Here is a 19,560-nt window from a genome sequence, read left to right as displayed (position 1 = left end):
ATATGATTAAGATAGGATTAACAGGTGGTATTGGCTCTGGGAAGAGTACTGTATCTGCAATGCTAAAAGAAGCTGGTTTTCCTATAATTGATGCAGATATTATAGCTAAAAGCGTTTTAGAAAAATATCCTGAGATTTTAGAGAAAGTAAAGATAGACTTTGGAGTTGGGTTTTTCGATTGGAGAGGCCAATTCCGTCGTAAAGAATTTGGAAATCATATATTTAGATTTCCTAAACAAAGAATTAAGTATGAGGCTTTGATTCTACCTTATATAATAAGAGAAATAGAAGATGAATTAAAAGAATTAGAGAAAAAAGGCGAAAAAAAGGTAATAGTTGATGCACCTACTTTAATAGAAAATGATTTGCATAAAGAGATGGATTATGTTATTTTAGTTTGGGTAGATTCAAATACACAACTTCAAAGAGTGAGAAGTAGAGATTCTTTATCTAGAGAAGATGCTATAAATAGAATAAATGCACAAATGCCTTTAGAGAGAAAGAAAGATTTTGCTAATATTATTATTGAAAATAATGATACTTTACTGAAGACTAAGGTGCAGGTTGAATCACTTATAGAGTTTTTAAAAGCAATATAAAGTAGGGATATAAAATGGATTATAAAAAATTATTAGTGGTAGTTTTAGTTGCAGTAACGATGTTTTTTATAACAAGATGTGGAGTGAAGAATTTTTTCTTTCCATACAAATATAAAGAATATGTAGATAAATATAGTGTGGAATACGGTGTAGATCCGTTATTGGTGCTATCGGTAATTAAAGGAGAAAGTAATTTTGAGCCTAAAGCAGAATCGAATAGAGGAGCTAAAGGATTAATGCAGATTATGGATAGTACTGGTGAATGGGTTGCAGAAGAAATTGGGGTAGAAGATTTTACTCCGGATATGCTTTTTGATGAAGAAATAAATATAAGATTTGGATGTTGGTATCTTAAAAATCTTGAAGGTGAATTTGGGAGTTTAGACCTTATTTTAGCTGCATATAATGCAGGAAGCGGTCATGTAACTAAATGGCTTAAAGATGAAAGATATTCACCTGATGGGGATGTATTAACGTATATACCATTTGCTGAAACAAAAAAGTATGTTGATAAGGTTAAAATAAATTATAATGTCTACAAATATTTTTATAGAAAAAATAAATATTAACTAATATTTATTAAGGCAGACAACAGTCTGTCTTTTTCTTTTATGTAAAGCATAGATGGTTTTTATATATTATGAAATAGTTTTGTAGTAATAGCAAATAATGTTTTATAAAAAGTGGTTAATATTGACATATAGAATTTAAGGTGATAGCATTTTATTTAAAAGATATGTTAAATGGAGGTAAAAATGGATAATATAGGCGGAATAATTGTAGCGGCTGGAAATACAAGTTATAAAGTATCTCCTTTGCTTAAAATTGGTTCTATTTCAATAATAAAAAGGTTAGTTTTAACTTTTCAGCAAGCTGGTATTTCTCCTATTGTTGTTATAACAGGTTTTCAGTCTGTTGAAATTGAACAACATCTTGTAGATTATGGAGTAGTATTTTTGAGAAATGAAAAATTTGAGAATTCAGATAAATTATATTCTGCAAAGATTGGGCTTGATTTTTTAAAGGATAAGTGTAAAAAAGTTGTTTTTACACCTGTTACAGTTCCTATGTATAATTATAATACGATAAAAAATCTTATTGAAATGGACAAGGAGTTGGTTATTCCATCATACCAAGGTCGTACAGGGCATCCACTTCTTTTGGATTGCTCGCTTATACCTAAAATACTTGCATATGATGGTAAGGAGGGTATGAGAGGAGCAATAAAAGAGCTAATCACAGAAAAAGATTACTTAGAAGTAAATGATGAGGGAATTTTATTAGATGTAGAAAGAATTGAAAGGATAGATGAACTTGTACATTTACATAATGAAGAACTTTTACATCCGTTTATTAGGATAAGCATAGAAAAGGAATTTGCTTTTTTTAACTCTAGGGCAAAGCTTTTACTTATACTTATAGAAGAGACACAGTCAGTAAAAGGTGCATGTAAATATATGGCTCTTTCATGTGGCAAAGCTTGGAGTATGATTAATGAAATGGAAGAAGCATTAGGATATAGTGTTGTGGAAAGAAGACATGGTGGAAGACGTGGAGGAAAGACAGTCTTATCACAGAAAGGAAAAGAGTTTTTAAAGAAGTATGAAAAATATGAAAAAGATATAAAGGAATATGCAGTAAGTCATTTTTATAATATTTTTCAAGAATCTAGATAAAATTAAATGAAACAACATCAAGTTCTTTTAAGGAAGAATTTGATGTTGTTTTTTTATTTTTTTATAATAAAAATAAAGAAATGGAAAAACATGGGAGGGGAATATGTATACTATAAATGTAAATGGGAAAGATTATACAACCACTGAAGATAAGAAATTATTATCGTTTTTAAGAGATGATTTAAGATTTACTTCAGTAAAAGATGGGTGTAGTGAAGGAGCTTGTGGTACCTGTACAGTTTTGGTTGATGGTAAAAAATTTAAGGCATGTGTGCAAAAGGTTTCAAAATTTGAAGGCAAAAAGATAATAACAGTTGAAGGTCTCACAGAAAGAGAAAAAAGCGTTTATGAACATTGTTTTGCAGAGGCTGGTGCTGTTCAGTGTGGCTTCTGTATTCCTGGAATGGTTATTGCTGCAAAATCACTTTTAGATATCAATAACAATCCAAGTTTAGATGAAGTCAAAAAAGCTATAAGAGGAAATATATGTCGTTGTACAGGTTATAAAAAAATTGAAGAAGCAATTTTAATGGCTGCAAAATTTTTTAGAGAAAATCTTGAAATACCTGAAGAGCCAAAAGAATTACACATGAATCAAAGATATAAAAGACCTGATGTTGCTGAAAAAGTTAATGGAACAGGTAAATTTGTAGATGACCTTTATTTGCCGGGGATGATTTATGCTAAAGCTGTACGTTCAAAATATCCAAGAGCAATGGTAAATAAAATTGATATTAGTAAAGCTCTAGAACATCAAGATTGTGTAAGGATTTTATTAAAAAAAGATGTTCCAGATAATGTTATAGGGCATATGAAAAAAGATTGGGATGTTATGATTGGTGAAGGTGAAATAACAAGATATGTTGGTGATTGTATTGCTCTTGTTGCTACAAATCATAAGGAGACTTTAGATGAAGTATGTAGTTTAGTTGAAGTAGATTATACAGAACTTACACCTATTACTTCACCACAAGATGCACTTCGTGGAGATGCACCACTAATTCATAAAGATGGAAATATTATGGCAAGAGCTAGTCTTGTTAGAGGAAATGCAGATGAAGCAATAAAAAATTCTAAATATGTTGTAACTAGGAAGTATAAAACACCACATCAAGAGCATGGATTTATGGAGCCAGAGTGTGCTATTGCTGCACCAGAAGGTGATGATGGTATTCTTCTATATTCAGGGGGACAATCTGTATATGATGAACAACGAGAAATTGCTATGATGCTTAAAATTCCAAAAGAAAAAGTTCATTGCCATACACAACTTGTTGGTGGTGGATTCGGAGGTAAAGAAGATATGAGTGTTCAGCACTTAGCAGCACTTATGGCTTGGCATACAAAGAAACCTGTTAAGGTTAAATTTTCAAGACAAGAAAGTCTAGCATACCATACAAAACGACATCCGATGGAAATAGAATTTACAACAGCTTGTGATGAAAACGGTATATTAACAGGGATGAAAGCTGTTATTATTGCAGATACAGGTGCATATGCTTCACTTGGAGGTCCTGTATTGCAGAGAGCTTGTACTCATGCTGCTGGACCATATAATTATCAAAATGTTGATATTCTTGGAATGTCTGTATATACAAACAATATGGTTTCAGGTGCTTTCCGTGGTTTTGGTGCAGCACAAAGTTGCTTTGCGATGGAAAATAACTTAAATATCCTTGCAGAAGAAGTTGGTATTTCCCCTTGGGAAATTCGTTATCGTAATGCAATTCGTCCAGGACAAATATTGCCAAATGGACAAATTGCCGATGAAAGTGTTGGTCTTGTTGAATGCTTAGAAGCTGTAAAAGATATTTATGAATCAAATCCATATGCAGGTATTGCAGTAGGATGGAAAAATAGTGGTAAAGGGGTAGGGATTATAGATTCAGGTAGATGTAAGCTTCTTATTAAAGATGGGAAGGTGCACGTGCTAACTTCTGCTGCATGTATGGGGCAAGGAATTGCTATCATGTGTAAAACTATGCTTTGTGAGGCAACAGGTTTAGAACCACAGATAGTAATTCATGAATCAGCTGATACAATCAAAACTCCTGATTCTGGAACTAGTACAGCATCAAGACAAACTGTTGTTACTGGTGAAGCAGTTAAACGTGCTTCTATGAAACTAAAAGAAGATTTAGATAAAGGATTAACACTTAATGAGCTAGAAGGTAAAGAATATTTTGGTGAATACCATCCAATGACAGATGGATTAACATCAACAAAAGAATTCCCTGTTCGCCATGTAAGTTATAGTTATGGTGTACAAGTAGTAATATTAAATGAAAAAGGCAAAGTAGAAAAGGTTGTTGCAGCATATGATGTAGGAACACCTGTTAATATTCAAGCAGTCGAAGGTCAAATTGAAGGCGGTATGGTAATGGGGCTTGGATATGCACTAACAGAAGAATTTAAATGTGAAGATGGTTATTGTAAAACAAAACTTGGAACTCTTGGGTTGATGCGCTCAACAGAAACTCCAGAATTAGAAGTTAAACTTGTCAAAGGACCGGGAGAAATACCACTTTCATTTGGAGCAAAAGGTTGTGGAGAACTTTGTATGATACCAACTGGTGCTGCTTGTTCACACGCGTACTATCGTCTAGATGGAAAGCTAAGGACATCTATGCCATTAAGAGAAACTTATTATAAAAAATAATAATAAAAAGCCTAGTAAAGCAATAAATAGTAATATGTGAAATAAATATTTATAGAACTATATTACTAGGGAGCTAATTAAAAAATAATTAAAAGGAGAGATGTAAATGGAGAAGATTAGTGAGTCAGTTATAAAAAAAGACCACAGTGCAAAAATAAAAGGCGAAGCTCTTTATGTTGGTGATTATGATAATAGCGATATTTTATTTGGGAAAATGCTTCGTTCTAAAAAAGCAAAAGCAAGACTAGTCAATGTAAAATTGCCACTATTACCACATGGATATTATTATGTTGATAAGACGGATATACCTGGAGATAATAATGTAAATATTGTTATGGATGATACACCTGTTTATGCTCGTGAAACAGTAGAATATATTGGTGAACCTATTGGTATGGTTTGTGGACCTGATAGTACTGAAGTAGAAAGAATTATATCAGAAATCGAGGTTGAGTATGAAGATTTAGCTCCAGTATTAAAAATAGAAGATTTTGATACAGTTTTCTTTGATTATGAATATGGTAAAGGTGATATTGATAAAGCTTTCAAGGAAGCTGATAAAATTTACGAAGAGGTTTTTGAAACAGGTTATCAAGATCAAACATATCTTGAGACCCAAGGTATGATGGCTGAAGTAATGGATGATGGTAAAGTATTTGTTCATGGATCAATGCAATGTCCTTATTATGTTAAAGGTGCCATAATGAGAGCTTTAAACCTTGGACCAGATAAAGTACGTATCGCACAAGATGTTACAGGTGGAGGTTTTGGCGGAAAAGAAGCATTCCCATCAATTCTTGGATGTCAAGTTGCAGTGGCAGCTGTTAAAACAGGTAAAAAAGTAAGATGTATTTTTGAGCGTAGGGAAGACTTAGAATTTACATCAAAACGTCATCCATCAAGAAACACATATAAAGTAGCTGTTAAAGATAGCAAAGTAACGGCAATGGATATAGATGTTATGTTTAATAGTGGTGCTTATACAACATTATCTGCAGTTGTATTACAACGTGGAATCATATGTGCAAATGGTATATATAATATTCCAAATCTACATGTTAGGGGTAGAGCAGTAAAAACCAATACAACTCCAAGCGGAGCTTATCGTGGATTTGGAGCACCACAAACTTTCTTTTCAGTTGAAATGATGATGAACCACGTTGCAAAAGATTTAGGTATAGATACTCTTAAATTCAAAGAAGAACATCTGGTGAAACAAGGAGATTCTACATCAACATCAGGTGAATATCATTTCCCTGTACCAATTCCAGCTATGATTGATAGGGTAGATAAAGCTTGTGATTATAGAAGAAAGCATAGTGAATATGCTAAAGACCAGACAGGAAGATATCGTAAAGGTATTGGTATGTCAATGTATTTCCACGGTGCAGGATTTACAGGATCAGGAGAAAGAGATCATATTAAAGCTGTTGCGAAGCTTCATAAATTTTCAGATGGAACAGTTCAAATTCTTGCTTCAAACGCTGATATAGGACAAGGATTAAGAACAACATTCCCTAAAATAGTTGCAAAAGAGTTAAATCTTCCTTTAGAGAAAGTTTTCTATGAGTATCCAGATACAGATGTTGTTCCAGATTCAGGTCCAACAGTTGCATCAAGAAGCTTAATGACAGTAGGAGAACTTTTACGTAGGGCGGCAATTAAACTAAGAAAAGAATGGGTTGATGGCGAAGACCAAATTGTTGAAGAAAGATTTGTTGAGCCAGATTTTATGATTCCATTTTATTTGGATAAATTCCAAGGGGATGCTTATCCGACGTATTCCTGGGCTGTTAATGCTATAGAAGTTGAAATTGACACATACACAGGACTTTCAAAAATATTAGGAGCTTATGGATGTTTTGATGTTGGGACACCTATGGACTACAATATTGTAGTAGGCCAAATGGAAGGTGGATTTTTACAAGGAATTGGTTATGCTTCTACAGAATATATGGTATCTGACGACAAAGGTAGAATTCGTAATAATTCATTCTCTGATTATATTATTCCAACAGCTGTTGATGTTCCAAATCTTTATGTTGATATGTTTGTTGATGAAAAATATCCATTTGGACCTTATGGTGCAAAAGGGGCTGGAGAATTGCCACTAGTTGGAGCTCCAGGTGCCTATGTTGAAGCTGTTGAACAAGCCTTAGGAAGAAATGTAAGGTTGAATCATGCACCATTTACTGCAGAGGATACAATGAAAGTTTTGATGGGAGAGATGGAATAGATGAGTAATAATATAAAATTTAACTTGAATGGTAAGGATGTTATTTATGATGGAAATGCATCAGATAGACTATTAGATATTCTTCGTGAATATTATAAACTTACTGGTGTTAAATGCGGTTGTAAAGAAGGGGAATGTGGAGCATGCTCAATTTTAATGGATGGAGAATTGGTAAATTCTTGTACAGTTGCTATGGGAAGATGTGAAGGAAGTAAAATTGTTACAATTGAAGGCTTCCGCGAAACAGAACGTTTTAAGGTTATTGATAAGGCATATGCATCTGTATCAGCAGTTCAATGTGGATATTGTATTCCTGGAATGGTACTTGCTACAGAAGCTATACTATCAAAAACACCTCATCCAACAATAGAACAAATTCGTGAAGGTATTTCTGGAAATCTATGTAGATGTACAGGATATAACGCTATTGTTAAAGCAATTAAGGTTGCATCAGAGGAGGGGAATGGATTATGGTAAATGGTTTTATGGCGACTTCTCTTAAAGAAGCCTTAGAAATTCGTTCATCTGAAAATGTTACTCCTTATTGTGGTGGCACAGACCTTATGATTGAGAATAAAGAAGGTGCAACCTATCTTTTTTTGAATAAAGTGCCTGAAATGAAAAAGATAGTTGAAGATAATGATTATATAAGAATAGGTGCAGCATGTACCTTTACTGAAGTTTTAAATTCAAGTATTGTTCCGAAGCTTATGAAGGAAGCAGTTTCAAGAATTGCAGCACCTGCAATTAGAAATATTGGAACAATGGGGGGAAACATTGGAAATGGTTCTGCTAAAGCAGACTCTGTACTGATTGAGTATGTTTCAGATGCAAAAGTTGTTGTTGCATCAAAAGATAGAAGTAGAATTGCTCCTATAGATGAATTTTATAAGGGTAGAAAACAACTTGATTTAAAAAAAGATGAGCTAATAGTAGAGATTCTTTTACCTAAAACAGGGCTTGATAATTATTACTATAAAAAAGTTGGAGCAAGAAATGCCCTTGCTATTTCAAGGGTTTCCTTTGCAGGTATTATAAAAATGGATGGTGATATTATAAAAGATATAGCCATTGCATTTGGAGCTATTTCTGGTACTGTTTTAAGGTTTAAAGAAGTTGAAAAATTGTTTGTTGGAAAAACGTTATTTGAAGCAAAAGGAATGAAGGACAAATTTATAAGTGAATATGAGAAAAAAATAGTCCCAACGAAGGGACGTGTTTCTTCAGAATATAGAAAAGCTGTATGCTTAAATCTTCTTAAGGATTTCTTAACAGAAAAAGGAATATAAAATATTATAAACTCTATGATATAAGAAATCTTGAGTAAAAGGAAGTTGTATTGAGATAACTCACTAAATTTGTATTCTGAATATATTGTAAATCAGAGTTAGATTTTTTTAGTGATGCTTTACTTAAACTATCAATACAACTTCCAAAATTTATAAAAGTAATTTTGCAAGGTAAAGTAGAAGTAATTTCTTTAGCTGTTTCATAAGCTGATTTCATATAATTTATATATTCATTATCAGTTGTTGCATTACAGATAAAGAAAACACCACGAACAGCAATAGCATCTGCATTTTTTAGTGCTAAAGAAAGTTTTGAAAGATTTTCTTTGCAAAATGTAGAATTATTATCAAGAGAAAAACTAATAGCAATTGATTCTAGGAATCTTTTTTTATTTAATTCTTTTGAAATAGAATTAATTTTTTCCAATTGATAAAAATCACTTACAACATAACGACATTTTCCAAATATAGAGCGAATTTCGTCATCAGATTGTGCATTTACAATATAGTACAGATCGTCACGAGAAACTCCTTCGTTGTAAGCAGTGAGTATATCTTCTGTAATATTTGTTTTTATAGCACATTTTAATTCTTTTAATTTTTTTATATCACTTTGATTAATATTATTTGATGTATAGATATAATAATAGTTTTCTAAGGTACTAGACAGAGTATTTACTTGTTTTATAAAGTTAACTAATTTGTTCATTAAAATCCCACTTTCAATTTAAAACATTATAAGAAAATTTTAACATAGCAAAAGGGTATTGCAAGTTATTTTAAATAAGAATTTGTTTGTATAGGAGAGTTATAAATGAAGGTTAATGGATTAATTCTTGCTGCAGGAATGTCAAGTAGAATGGGAGACTTTAAACCGTTAATGAAAATAAATAATAAAACGATGATAGAGCGAAGTATAGATAGCATGTTGATGGGGGGAAGTTATAGTGTCACTCTTGTTTTGGGATATCAAGGTGAAAGAATAGAAAGATTACTGAAGAGAAAGGGATATTTAGAGAAAAATGTTATACTTGTTTACAATAAAAATTATGAAGTAACTAATATGATTGATTCAGTTAAAATTGGTATTAGTAATATTGGTGAGTGTGATGCTTTTTATTTATTGCCTGGAGATATGCCAGCAATAAAGGCAAATACATTTATTAAAGTGAGAGAGGCTATGGATAGGACTAGAGCAAAAGCTGTATTTCCAACAATGGATGGATATAAAAAACATCCACCGCTTATTTCAATTGGACTTATTAAGGATATATTAGAATTTAATTCTGATGGGGGATTAAGAGAGATGTGGAAAGAGCTTGATAGTGAAATAATTACTGTTCCAGTTGATGATTTAGGATGCAATTTAGATGTTGATACTAAAAGTCAGTATATAAATGTATGTAAGTATATGACTACATAGAATTATATGGTTGAATAATAATTATCATAATTTATTATATATAAAAGCATCATATTTTATAATGATGCTTTTTATATTAATAGATTAACTTAAATATTAAATATGTTTTATAAGTAAATTGAAATAGTAATTAATGATAAGTAATTATTAGTTGAATACAGCGGTTACCCATTCATTAGTTTGATGCTTTTCTAAAAGAGTAAAGCCATACTTTTCAACATTAGATTTTACCTCTTCAAAGCTCCATTCCACAAGACCTGACACTAATAAGTTTCCACCATGGTTTAGATGAGATTTTATAAAATTCATGAACATTTTAGTTTCTTCTCCACCTATATTTATAAAAATCCAATCAAATTTATCCTGTATTAATGAAGTATTATCTAATATATTACCAACTATAGTAGTTATATTTGTAAGATTATTTAAAGAAGCGTTAAGCTCAACTTCATCTCGTACATCACGAATATCTACAGCTGTTACAGATGATGCACCGGCAATTGAGGAAGCTATAGAAAGAATCCCTGATCCAGTACCAATATCAAGCACAGATTTATTTTTTAAATTTAATTTATTAAGTAGTAATCTTAATATATCTTGAGTTGTTTCGTGAAGTCCAGTACCAAAAGCTCCTTGAGAAATAAAATTTATTTTTTTCTTATGGTCAAAGTTTTCTTCAGGGCCAGCAATAACCCATGTATCGTCTAAGTGTATTATAGGAGACTCAAAAGTAGTATAATCGTTAGTATTTTCTTCAACATTGATATAATCAATCTTTAAAATGTTTTTTAGAGTAATTAAAAATTCATCTAATAATTCTTTAGATTCTTCAAAAGCTACCTTTAGAATTATATCTTCATCATCCTTTTCTAAATAGCCGTATCCATAATCATCTGTAGTTATTTCCAAAGGGTTTTCATAAAATACATTGTATATATCATTTATTGCTAAAGTTTCAATTGTAGAGTCTAATAAAGCGTATGGAAGCTTATATGAAATTATAAACATAATATCATCCTTTCAAGTAATTATTTTATCTTTTGTTTATTAGAGTTAGTATTTTTCTTCTTAAATTTTGAATTATTTTTAGAAGTATTTCTTTTTTTTGATGAAACTACAGATTTAGAAGATTTATTCTTAGCTTTATTTTTGCTTTTAGAAAAATTATTTTGTTTTGTAGAATCTTTTTCAGTTGTTTTTTCTTTCGATAATGTAGAGCTTTTTATTTCTACCGGTTTTTTAGCTACAGAATATCCGAATTTTCCAAGAGGATATTTATCCATCTTGTAATATTCTCCGTGACAATATGTAATTAAATCAGCTTCTTCAAAGTGAATCTTACCCTTATCATCCATAAGACTTTCATCTACGTGGGATCCAACAACATCAGCGATAAATAAATCATGAGTACCTAAAGGAATAATACTTTTAACTTTACATTCTATCGATATAGGACACTCATCTATATAAGGAACGTTTATATTAGTTCCTTCTTTCATAGTAAAGTTCATTTCTTTAATTTTATCGAATTTTCTACCAGGTCTAACTCCACAGTAATCTACAGCTTTTGTCATTTTTGAAGTAGGAAGATTTACTGTAAATTCCATAGTTTCTTTTATATATTCATAGGAAAGACGTTCTGGTCTTACTGAAATTGAAAGCATTGGAGGTTTAGTACAAACTGTTCCTGTCCAAGCTACAGTAAAGACATTTTCCTTTCCTTCTTTGTTTCTTGAAGTTATCAAGACTACTGGAACAGGGTTTAAGATAACACTGCCTTTAAAGTCTACTTTTTTAGTCATATTAAATTCACACCTTTTTTAAAATTATCTTAAAGATTATAACATAATAATTAACGATTAAAAAAGAAAAATAAATAATTTAGTATAAACTAGATATATTATGTATAGATTTTTAATTATTAATAAAAAACGACTGCTTAAGCAGCCGTTTTTCTATCTGTAGTATCTATTTCTTCTATTTTTTCTACTTGATTTTCTTATTAAATTAACTATTATAACAATTAATACGATAGCAATTATAGTACCTATTATTACAGCTGCATAAACAGGCAAGTTAGCTTTGAATATTTGGCCTGTAGTTAAAGCAATAGTTCCTTTAACAGTTTCAGTAAAATGTCCTATTGAGAAAGTTAAATCAACAGAGTTATTAGATGCAACCTTCCAAGCATCGGCGTTTGTATTAGATAGAGAAAGGTTTGCATTTGTATCATTAAAATCATTTTTATAGTATTCTACATCTTGAGCTAATATAACTGGCGCAGTTATTGTTTTTGTTGGCCCAAAGAATTTAAATAGTTTGTAGCTTAAATCTACGTTTCCTATTTCTTCTCCAGTTGTTTTATATGGAACTTTGCTAACTTCGTAGCTATAGTCAGCTACAGCTTTAGTATCATTAAATACATTTGTACCATCAGAGCCATAATCAGATCCAAGTACAACAGTAACTAAATTTCTGCAATCCCTATTATAAAATCCAACAAAGCAATGACCAGCTAAAGTTTCAGTACCAGTTTTTCCACCAACATTACCATCTTTATTAAGATTCTTGTTTCTTGTTTCAAGATCAATTCTACCACCATTAAGATACACAGGAGTATCTTCTAATGTCATAGTTTCTCTTATCCAATCATTTTTATAAGCTGCTATACCTATTAATGCTAAGTCATAAGCTGTAGTTGAATTATTGTTATTAGGATTTGTAGGATCTTCTAATCCATTTGGACTAACAAAATTTGAATTAAGTGCACCAAGTTCTTTGGCTTTTTCATTCATCATCTTTGAAAAAGCTTCAATTGACCCTGCAACTGATTCTGCCATAAGAACAGAAGCATCATTAGCAGAAAAAATCATAACAGCTTTCATAACATCATCTGCTGTCATAGTATCGCCAGGTTTTACACCGCCAGCTATAAAACCACTTAAAGTAGTTTCTGTAAGTGATGCAGAAGTTTCAGTATAACTAATTAAATCACCTTTATTTTTATTTTCAGCAAATAATAACGAAGTTAGTAATTTTGTTGTACTTGCTGGAGAACGCTTCATATCAGCATTTTTAGAGTAGATTACTTCTCCTGTATCTATATCCATAGTTATTGAAGATGCTCCAATAATTTCTGGAGCTTGTAATTCAGATGCAAAAGCTTCAATATTACCTATAAAAGGTAGAATTAAAGTTAAGCAAAGTAATAAAACCATACCTTTAAAAAATCTTTTCGTCATTTAATTTCCCCGTCCTTTTAATTTGTATAACTTTTAAAGATTACTTACCAGAAAGTCTAGTAATCATTTTTTCTTTTGCTTTCAATTCTAAACTATCATCTAGTTTTTCTAGAGCAATTTCTGAGTATTTTACATCAAGAGCAGTTTTAATAAATCTATCTGCAAGCTCAGGGTTTTTGGCTAGTAATGAACCGTGGAAGTATGTGCAATAAGTATTTTTATATACACAACCTTCGTATCCATCTGAACCATTGTTGCCATAACCGTGAATACATTTTCCTAATGGTTTAAGACCATTAACGTAAGTTCTACCTGAGTGGTTTTCAAAGCCTACGTAAGTTTCATCAAATTCTTCGTTATAGATAACAGTATCGCCTATAAATCTTTTATCACCGGCTTCAGTATAAATATCTAATATTCCAAGGCCTTCTATTTTTTCACCATTAGGTGCAGTATAGTATTTTCCTAAAAGCTGATAACCACCACAAATAGCAATCAGTACTTTACCACTATTTATGTATTTAGATAATTCTTCTTTTTTATTATTCATCAAATCATCTGAAACGATTGATTGCTCAAAGTCTTGACCACCACCAAAGAATACAATGTCATAATCTTCTGAATTAAATGTATCATTCATAGATACATTTATAATATTAACTTTTATACCCCTAGCTTCAGCTCTATGCTTGAGTATTAGTATATTACCAACATCACCATAAACATTTAAAAGATCAGGATATAAGTGGCATATATTTAATTCCATAATAATCCTCCAATATTACCAAAGATTTTTTATATAACCTTTAGAGTGTAAGTGCTTTCTATAATTAATCATAGCTGTATAAGTGGCAAGAATATAAACTTTTTTATTCTTACTACCTTTTATGCTTTCTGTTAGTGCATCATATTCTTCATTTATTGAAAATTTTGAAGAGTCTAAGCCAGCAGTTTTTAGTCTTACAGCCATATCATAAGATCTTAATCCAGAAACATATATCTCGTTTAATTCTACATCATTTAAGTGTTCAAAATTTACATCCCAAATCCAAGATACATCTCTTCCATCAGCATAATTATCATTAAGTATAAATGCAGCAGAGAATGGATCTTTACTAAGACATAAAGTATCCAATGCTTGGTTGTAGCCAGCTGGATTTTTTACTAATATTATTTTAACTTCTTTATCATCAATATTAATAGTCTCTTGTCTTCCAAAGCTAGAACTTTGACTTTCTAATGATTTTTTAATTGTTAAGTCATCTACTCCAAGCTCCTTTGTAATACTATAAGCACAAAGGGCATTATAGATGTTATATACTCCTGATTGACTAAGGAATATTTCTGTATCATTAATTTTTACAGTAGAGCTTTCAGATGTAAGATCTATAATTTCATCTACTCCGTATTTTAGTTCAGGACGTTTATATCCACAGCCTGTACAGTAATAGTCACCTAAGTGATTATATGTAACAAAATTATATTGGTATGGAGTTTTACAGAATTTACAGAACTTTGCATCTGCATTTATGTCTATTGTTTTATTCTCATTTATATGTGTTTTAAATCCATAAAAAACTACAGGATTTTTGATATCAAGCTTACCAAGTAGAGATTCATCACCATTTAAAATAAGTTTCGAAGTTGGAACGTTAGTTACACCTTCTAAAATTTTAGTTAGAGTAGTATATACTTCTCCATATCTATCAAGTTGATCTCTAAATAAATTTGTAACTGTAATTATATTTGGAGTAATCTTTTCAGTTATAAATTTTACATTAGCTTCATCTACTTCAATTACTGCATATTTTTCATGATTTTTATCTGAAAATTTATAGTTATCTATAAAAGTAGTAACTATTCCAGAATAAAGGTTTGCACCTGTATTATTTGTAATAACTGAATAACCTTTTTCTTTCAGTATATTGTAAATCATGCTTGTAGTTGTTGTTTTTCCGTTTGTACCCGTTACAAGGATTACATTATATCCTGAAGCAACCTTAGTTAAAATATCCTTATCTAATTTTAATGCAACCTTACCAGGAAAAGTTGTACCACCTTTTAAAATAGTTTTAGTAAGGAATATTGTAAATTTAGTTGCTAAAATACTAATTATTGATTTAATACTAATTTTGCTCACCGCCTATATAATTTATTTAACATTATTACCCAAAAACAAAGAGGCTAAACAACTTTATTTTTATTTAATAATAACATCAATAGTATATCATAAACTTTGATTTATACAAATGAATCTTTAGATTAAATCTAGAAAAATTCTTAATAATTATAGTTCAATAAAATATAGAGTTTTCTGATATATATTTTTGAATATGCTATTAAGTATTTTAGTATTAAGTGAAAGTTATAAGTTATTATAAAATGCGTATAAATTAACATTATAAAACATATAGTATATTGAAAAATATACAAGAGGTGTTTTATGAGTAAGAAGGAGAAAAAAGAGATTAAACATAAAAAGAGCATTAATAATAAAATAGAAAAGCAACAAAAAAAACTTGCTAAAAAACTAAAGAAAAAAGAGAAAGGAAGTATAATTGGAAGGATTTTTAAGGTTAATAATAAGTTTAATTTAGTAGCTTTAATTAAAAATATTTTATTACCATTAGGGGGAGTACTTTTAATAGGTTTCTTAACTAGGAATAGTATGGTGGTATACAATAGCTTGAAAAAACCAATATTTACTCCACCTTCATTTGTATTTCCTATTGTATGGACTATCTTATATATATTAATGGGAATAGCTGCATACAGAGTTTATATGAATAATAAAGCTGGAAAAGATGATAAAGGTGCTTATTTTTATTATTTAATTCAATTATCTATAAATTTTTTATGGTCAATAATATTTTTTAATCTTAGGTTATACGGAATTTCATTTATAATAATTATTATATTACTAGTATTGATAATTTTAACGATAATTAAATTCTTTAAAGTGGACAAGATAGCAGGCGTGCTTATGATTCCATATATTTTATGGGTATCCTTTGCGGCTGTGTTAACATTTTTTATTTGGATGCTTAATGAAATGTAGAAAAAAATATAGTATAATGTAATAGACTTTCTTCATGGAAGTCTATTTTATTTTAAAAATAGTAAGGAATGTGATTATGGGAAAAACATTATTTATAGCTGAAAAACCATCTGTAGCAATGGATTTTGTAAAGTTATTAAAAGTAAATGGTAGAAGAAATAATGGCTATATAGAAGGGGATAATAGCATATTTACTTGGTGTGTGGGACATATGGTTACAATGAGCTACCCAGAAGCATATAATGAAAAGTTGAAATATTGGAATTTAAGAGATTTACCTTTTTTGCCGGAGGAATATAAATATCAGGTAATCCCATCAGCTAGTGGTCAATTTAATGTTGTATCATCGCTTATGAATAGAGAAGATGTAGATACTATTTATGTTTGTACTGACTCAGGGAGAGAAGGAGAGTATATATATAGATTAGTTGATGATATGGCTGGAAAGCCTAATAAAATAAAAAAAAGAGTATGGATTGACTCTCAAACTGAAGATGAAATAAAGAGAGGAATTAAAGAAGCAAAAGATTTATCATGCTATGATTCTTTAGCTCACTCTGCATATTTAAGAGCAAAGGAAGATTATATATTTGGGATTAATTTTTCAAGATTATTAACATTAACATATGGGAAAGTATTAGCAAACTCATTAAAAAAAGATAAAAATGTTGTGATAGCAGTAGGTCGCGTAATGACATGCGTTTTAGGAATGGTTGTAGAGCGAGAAAGAGAAATAAGAGATTTTAAGAAAACTTCTTTCTTTAAAATAGTAGGCTCTTTTAGTAGAGAAAGTGAAGAGAGTATAATAAAGGGCGAGTGGAAGACTCTAGAAGGTTCAAAATATTTAGATTCTCCTAAGCTTTATAATGAAAGTGGATTTAGAAAACGTGAAGATGCGGAAAGTTTAATGCAAGAATTGAGAGATGTAGGACATGGAGTTATAAAAGAAGTTAAAAAGACAAAGGAAAAGAAAAATCCTCCATTATTATTTAACCTTGCAGAACTACAAAATGAATGTACTAAGAAATTTAAGATAAGTCCAGATGAAACATTAAAATATGTTCAAATGCTTTATGAAAAGAAGATGGTCACATATCCTAGAACTGATGCTAGAGTATTATCAACAGCTGTTGCAAAGGATATAAAGAAGAATTTAAGCAAGTTAACAACATTACCAATAGGTAAGGTATTGCAAGATGCTGCTCAAATGATAATAGTAGAAGATAAAGCAAAGTCAATATTAAAAAGTAAGTATGTTGATGATTCTAAAATTACTGATCACTATGCTATAATTCCAACTGGAGAGGGTAGAGAGGTTATAGGAAAGCTTAGTGAGTTAGAAAGAAAAATTTATAGCATAATTTTAAGAAGATTTTTAGCAATTTTTTATCCTTCAGCTCAATATAGTAAGATGAATGTTACTATAGGAATTGATATAGAAAACTTTACTCTAAGTAAAAAAGTATGTGTAGATAGAGGATATCTTGATATTATTGAAGGTGAGAAGGAAGAGAGTGGAGATGATTTCCCAGAAAATATAAGAAAGGGAAATAAAGTTATCATTGATGATTTAGAAATAAAAGAAGGTGAAACTACTCCTCCTAAAAGATATACAACAGGATCTATGATTATTGCTATGGAAAATGCAGGTAAACTCATTGAAGATGAGGAATTAAGAGAACATATAAAAGGTGCAGGTATAGGTACATCTGCTACTAGGGCAGAAATACTAAAGAAATTAATTAACATAGAATACATAGCATCAAACAAAAAGACTCAAATACTTACTCCAACTGAGTTAGGAGAAATGATATATGAATCCATAAGAATATCAATCCCATCATTATTAAATCCATCTCTTACAGCATCTTGGGAAAAAGGGTTAAAGCTTGTTAATGATGAGGAGATAAAACCTGAAGAGTTTATGATGAAATTAGAGACATATACCAAAAAGAATACACACAAAGTATTACAGAATGCTAATATGGGAATGTTGTTAAGAGAAGTTAATAAGGTTAAAGATGTATATGCAAAGTAAAAAAGTTTCAAGTTGTAGATTATGTTAATCTACGCTTGAAACTTTTAATTTTATTTTATAAAGTTAGCTAATAAATTATAGCATAGTGGAGCGAGAAAAACAGTTATAACTCCAGCAATACCAATCGACAATGAGCTCATAGCTCCCTCTGTCTCACCAATCTCAAATGCTTTTGAGGTACCAACTGCATGGGAAGCTGTACCTATACTAACACCAACAGCTACTGAATTAGTAATTTTAAACACTTTGCAGACTGTTGGAGCAACAACAGCACCAATTATACCAGAAATTATTATTGCAAGAACTGTAACTGGAGTTAAACCACCTAATTGATTAGTAATTTCTATACCAATCGGAGTTGTAACTGATTTTGATAGTAGTGATATAGTTATAAGAGAATCTAATTTAAAAAATACAGATATAGATATTACTGATAATATACCTACTAAGCTACCTATAGTTATTCCAATTATAATTGGTATAAAGTTCTTTTTTAATAATTCAAATTGTTTATATAGAGGGACAGCAAGCACTATAGTTGCAGGTCCTAAAAACATATTTATAAATTGACCGCTTTGATTATAAGTATCAAAGTCTATATTAAAAACTTTTAAAAATCCAATAACTATAATAATAGCAATTAAAAGGGGATTAAAAAGAGGAAATTTTGTTTTTCTATATATAATTAATCCTATTTCAAAGGCTATTAAAGATATAAAAAGTCCAAAAAACATATTGTTAGTGAAAATATCCATAGTGATTAAGCGTCCTTTCTTTTGTAATCTGATTTTTTATCTTCTTTTTTCTTTGCAAGCATATTTGAAGTAAATTGAACTATAATTCCAGTTACAGCCATAACTATTATTGTAGTTATTATACAGATAATAATTATTTGGATTGCCGAAGATTTAATGCTATCAAAGGAGTTAATAAGTCCTACTCCAGCAGGAATAAAGAAAAAAGCTAGATGATCTAAAAAGAAAGTAGAAATATCATCAACTTTTTCAACTTTAATTATTCCAGTACATAAAGATACAAAAAGTAAAATCATAGCAATAATATTCCCAGGGATAGGGATATTGAAGATTTTAGATATTAATTCACCTATAAAGTATAAAACTAATATAATAATAAATTCTCTAAAAATTTTCATTTTAAGCCTCCTATACAAATATCATATTTACTTTATCACTAAAGTTCTTTCTAGTAAATCATATATTTAAAATAGATACAATGTAAAAGTTTAAATTATTATTTGATAATTGACAATATTTTATGACAGTTTTTTACAGTGAAAATTAACATTTACTATCTAATAATCATACTATATAAACATAGAA

General features: G+C 30.1%; 18 protein-coding genes. 10 read left to right on the top strand and 8 right to left on the bottom strand.

Features of this window, described 5'->3' with window-relative positions:
• Window positions 1-2 precede the first annotated feature (2 nt).
• The 7 genes from coaE to LQE93_RS01475 all read left to right on the top strand — a co-directional run bounded on the left by coaE (window position 3) and on the right by LQE93_RS01475 (window position 8,459).
• A complete protein-coding gene (gene coaE / locus LQE93_RS01505) occupies window positions 3-599 on the top strand; it encodes a dephospho-CoA kinase (RefSeq protein ID WP_055264779.1) in 597 nt (198 codons plus the stop codon).
• A 14-nt stretch (window positions 600-613) separates the two neighbouring features.
• Complete coding sequence (locus LQE93_RS01500; protein WP_055264781.1) at window positions 614-1,168, top strand: lytic transglycosylase domain-containing protein; 555 nt, start codon at window positions 614-616, stop codon at window positions 1,166-1,168.
• Window positions 1,169-1,354: 186 nt separating this feature from the next.
• Entirely contained in the window at window positions 1,355-2,275 is a 921-nt protein-coding gene (locus tag LQE93_RS01495; protein ID WP_231071709.1) for an NTP transferase domain-containing protein, read from the top strand.
• A gap of 103 nt (window positions 2,276-2,378) precedes the next feature.
• Entirely contained in the window at window positions 2,379-4,934 is a 2,556-nt protein-coding gene (gene xdh / locus LQE93_RS01490) for a selenium-dependent xanthine dehydrogenase (protein ID WP_231071706.1), read from the top strand.
• 106 nt (window positions 4,935-5,040) lie between these two features.
• Window positions 5,041-7,170, top strand: a complete 2,130-nt coding sequence (locus tag LQE93_RS01485) for a xanthine dehydrogenase family protein molybdopterin-binding subunit (RefSeq protein ID WP_231071704.1) — start codon at window positions 5,041-5,043, stop codon at window positions 7,168-7,170.
• Window positions 7,171-7,647: a (2Fe-2S)-binding protein gene (locus LQE93_RS01480; protein WP_231071702.1), complete on the top strand. Its 477-nt coding sequence runs from the start codon at window positions 7,171-7,173 to the stop codon at window positions 7,645-7,647. It begins immediately after the preceding gene.
• Complete coding sequence (locus LQE93_RS01475; RefSeq protein ID WP_231071700.1) at window positions 7,641-8,459, top strand: FAD binding domain-containing protein; 819 nt, start codon at window positions 7,641-7,643, stop codon at window positions 8,457-8,459. The genes LQE93_RS01480 and LQE93_RS01475 overlap by 7 nt, the downstream gene beginning before the upstream one ends.
• Window positions 8,460-8,472: 13 nt before the next feature.
• Here the strand turns inward: LQE93_RS01475 and LQE93_RS01470 are convergent, their stop codons facing one another.
• Entirely contained in the window at window positions 8,473-9,168 is a 696-nt protein-coding gene (locus tag LQE93_RS01470; RefSeq protein ID WP_231071696.1) for a hypothetical protein, read from the bottom strand.
• A 105-nt stretch (window positions 9,169-9,273) separates the two neighbouring features.
• Here LQE93_RS01470 and LQE93_RS01465 point away from each other — a divergent pair, with 105 nt between their 5' ends.
• Window positions 9,274-9,882, top strand: a complete 609-nt coding sequence (locus tag LQE93_RS01465) for a nucleotidyltransferase family protein (RefSeq protein WP_231071695.1) — start codon at window positions 9,274-9,276, stop codon at window positions 9,880-9,882.
• A gap of 147 nt (window positions 9,883-10,029) precedes the next feature.
• Here LQE93_RS01465 and LQE93_RS01460 read toward each other — a convergent pair whose 3' ends face one another.
• The 5 genes from LQE93_RS01460 to LQE93_RS01440 form a co-directional block, all read right to left on the bottom strand.
• Window positions 10,030-10,890, bottom strand: coding sequence for a 50S ribosomal protein L11 methyltransferase (locus LQE93_RS01460; protein ID WP_231071693.1), 861 nt, complete (start codon window positions 10,888-10,890; stop codon window positions 10,030-10,032).
• 20 nt (window positions 10,891-10,910) lie between these two features.
• Window positions 10,911-11,684 (bottom strand): flavin reductase family protein, encoded by a 774-nt coding sequence (locus tag LQE93_RS01455; protein ID WP_442870529.1) that lies wholly within the window; start codon window positions 11,682-11,684, stop codon window positions 10,911-10,913.
• A gap of 153 nt (window positions 11,685-11,837) precedes the next feature.
• Window positions 11,838-13,124, bottom strand: a complete 1,287-nt coding sequence (locus LQE93_RS01450) for a D-alanyl-D-alanine carboxypeptidase family protein (protein WP_231071691.1) — start codon at window positions 13,122-13,124, stop codon at window positions 11,838-11,840.
• A 40-nt stretch (window positions 13,125-13,164) separates the two neighbouring features.
• On the bottom strand, window positions 13,165-13,890 hold the full coding sequence (locus LQE93_RS01445; RefSeq protein ID WP_055264803.1) for a type 1 glutamine amidotransferase: 726 nt from the start codon (window positions 13,888-13,890) through the stop codon (window positions 13,165-13,167).
• A gap of 15 nt (window positions 13,891-13,905) precedes the next feature.
• Complete coding sequence (locus LQE93_RS01440) at window positions 13,906-15,264, bottom strand: Mur ligase family protein (protein ID WP_186839686.1); 1,359 nt, start codon at window positions 15,262-15,264, stop codon at window positions 13,906-13,908.
• Window positions 15,265-15,567: 303 nt separating this feature from the next.
• Between LQE93_RS01440 and LQE93_RS01435 the strand changes: the two genes are divergently transcribed.
• Both LQE93_RS01435 and LQE93_RS01430 read left to right on the top strand, forming a co-directional pair.
• Window positions 15,568-16,182, top strand: coding sequence for a TspO/MBR family protein (locus LQE93_RS01435; RefSeq protein WP_231071689.1), 615 nt, complete (start codon window positions 15,568-15,570; stop codon window positions 16,180-16,182).
• A gap of 76 nt (window positions 16,183-16,258) precedes the next feature.
• A complete protein-coding gene (locus LQE93_RS01430; protein ID WP_231071687.1) occupies window positions 16,259-18,220 on the top strand; it encodes a DNA topoisomerase in 1,962 nt (653 codons plus the stop codon).
• Window positions 18,221-18,270: 50 nt separating this feature from the next.
• Here the strand turns inward: LQE93_RS01430 and LQE93_RS01425 are convergent, their stop codons facing one another.
• Window positions 18,271-18,975: an LrgB family protein gene (locus tag LQE93_RS01425; protein ID WP_055264809.1), complete on the bottom strand. Its 705-nt coding sequence runs from the start codon at window positions 18,973-18,975 to the stop codon at window positions 18,271-18,273.
• Between the two features lie 5 nt (window positions 18,976-18,980).
• Window positions 18,981-19,373, bottom strand: a complete 393-nt coding sequence (locus LQE93_RS01420; RefSeq protein ID WP_055264811.1) for a CidA/LrgA family protein — start codon at window positions 19,371-19,373, stop codon at window positions 18,981-18,983.
• Window positions 19,374-19,560 lie beyond the last annotated feature (187 nt).

Origin of the sequence: Clostridium sp. NSJ-145 (genome assembly GCF_021044725.1) — a bacterium.
In the GTDB taxonomy this organism is placed as follows: domain Bacteria; phylum Bacillota; class Clostridia; order Clostridiales; family Clostridiaceae; genus Clostridium; species Clostridium disporicum_B.
The sequence above is the reverse complement of the archived record's forward strand: the minus strand, read 5'-3'. Positions and strand labels throughout refer to the sequence as shown.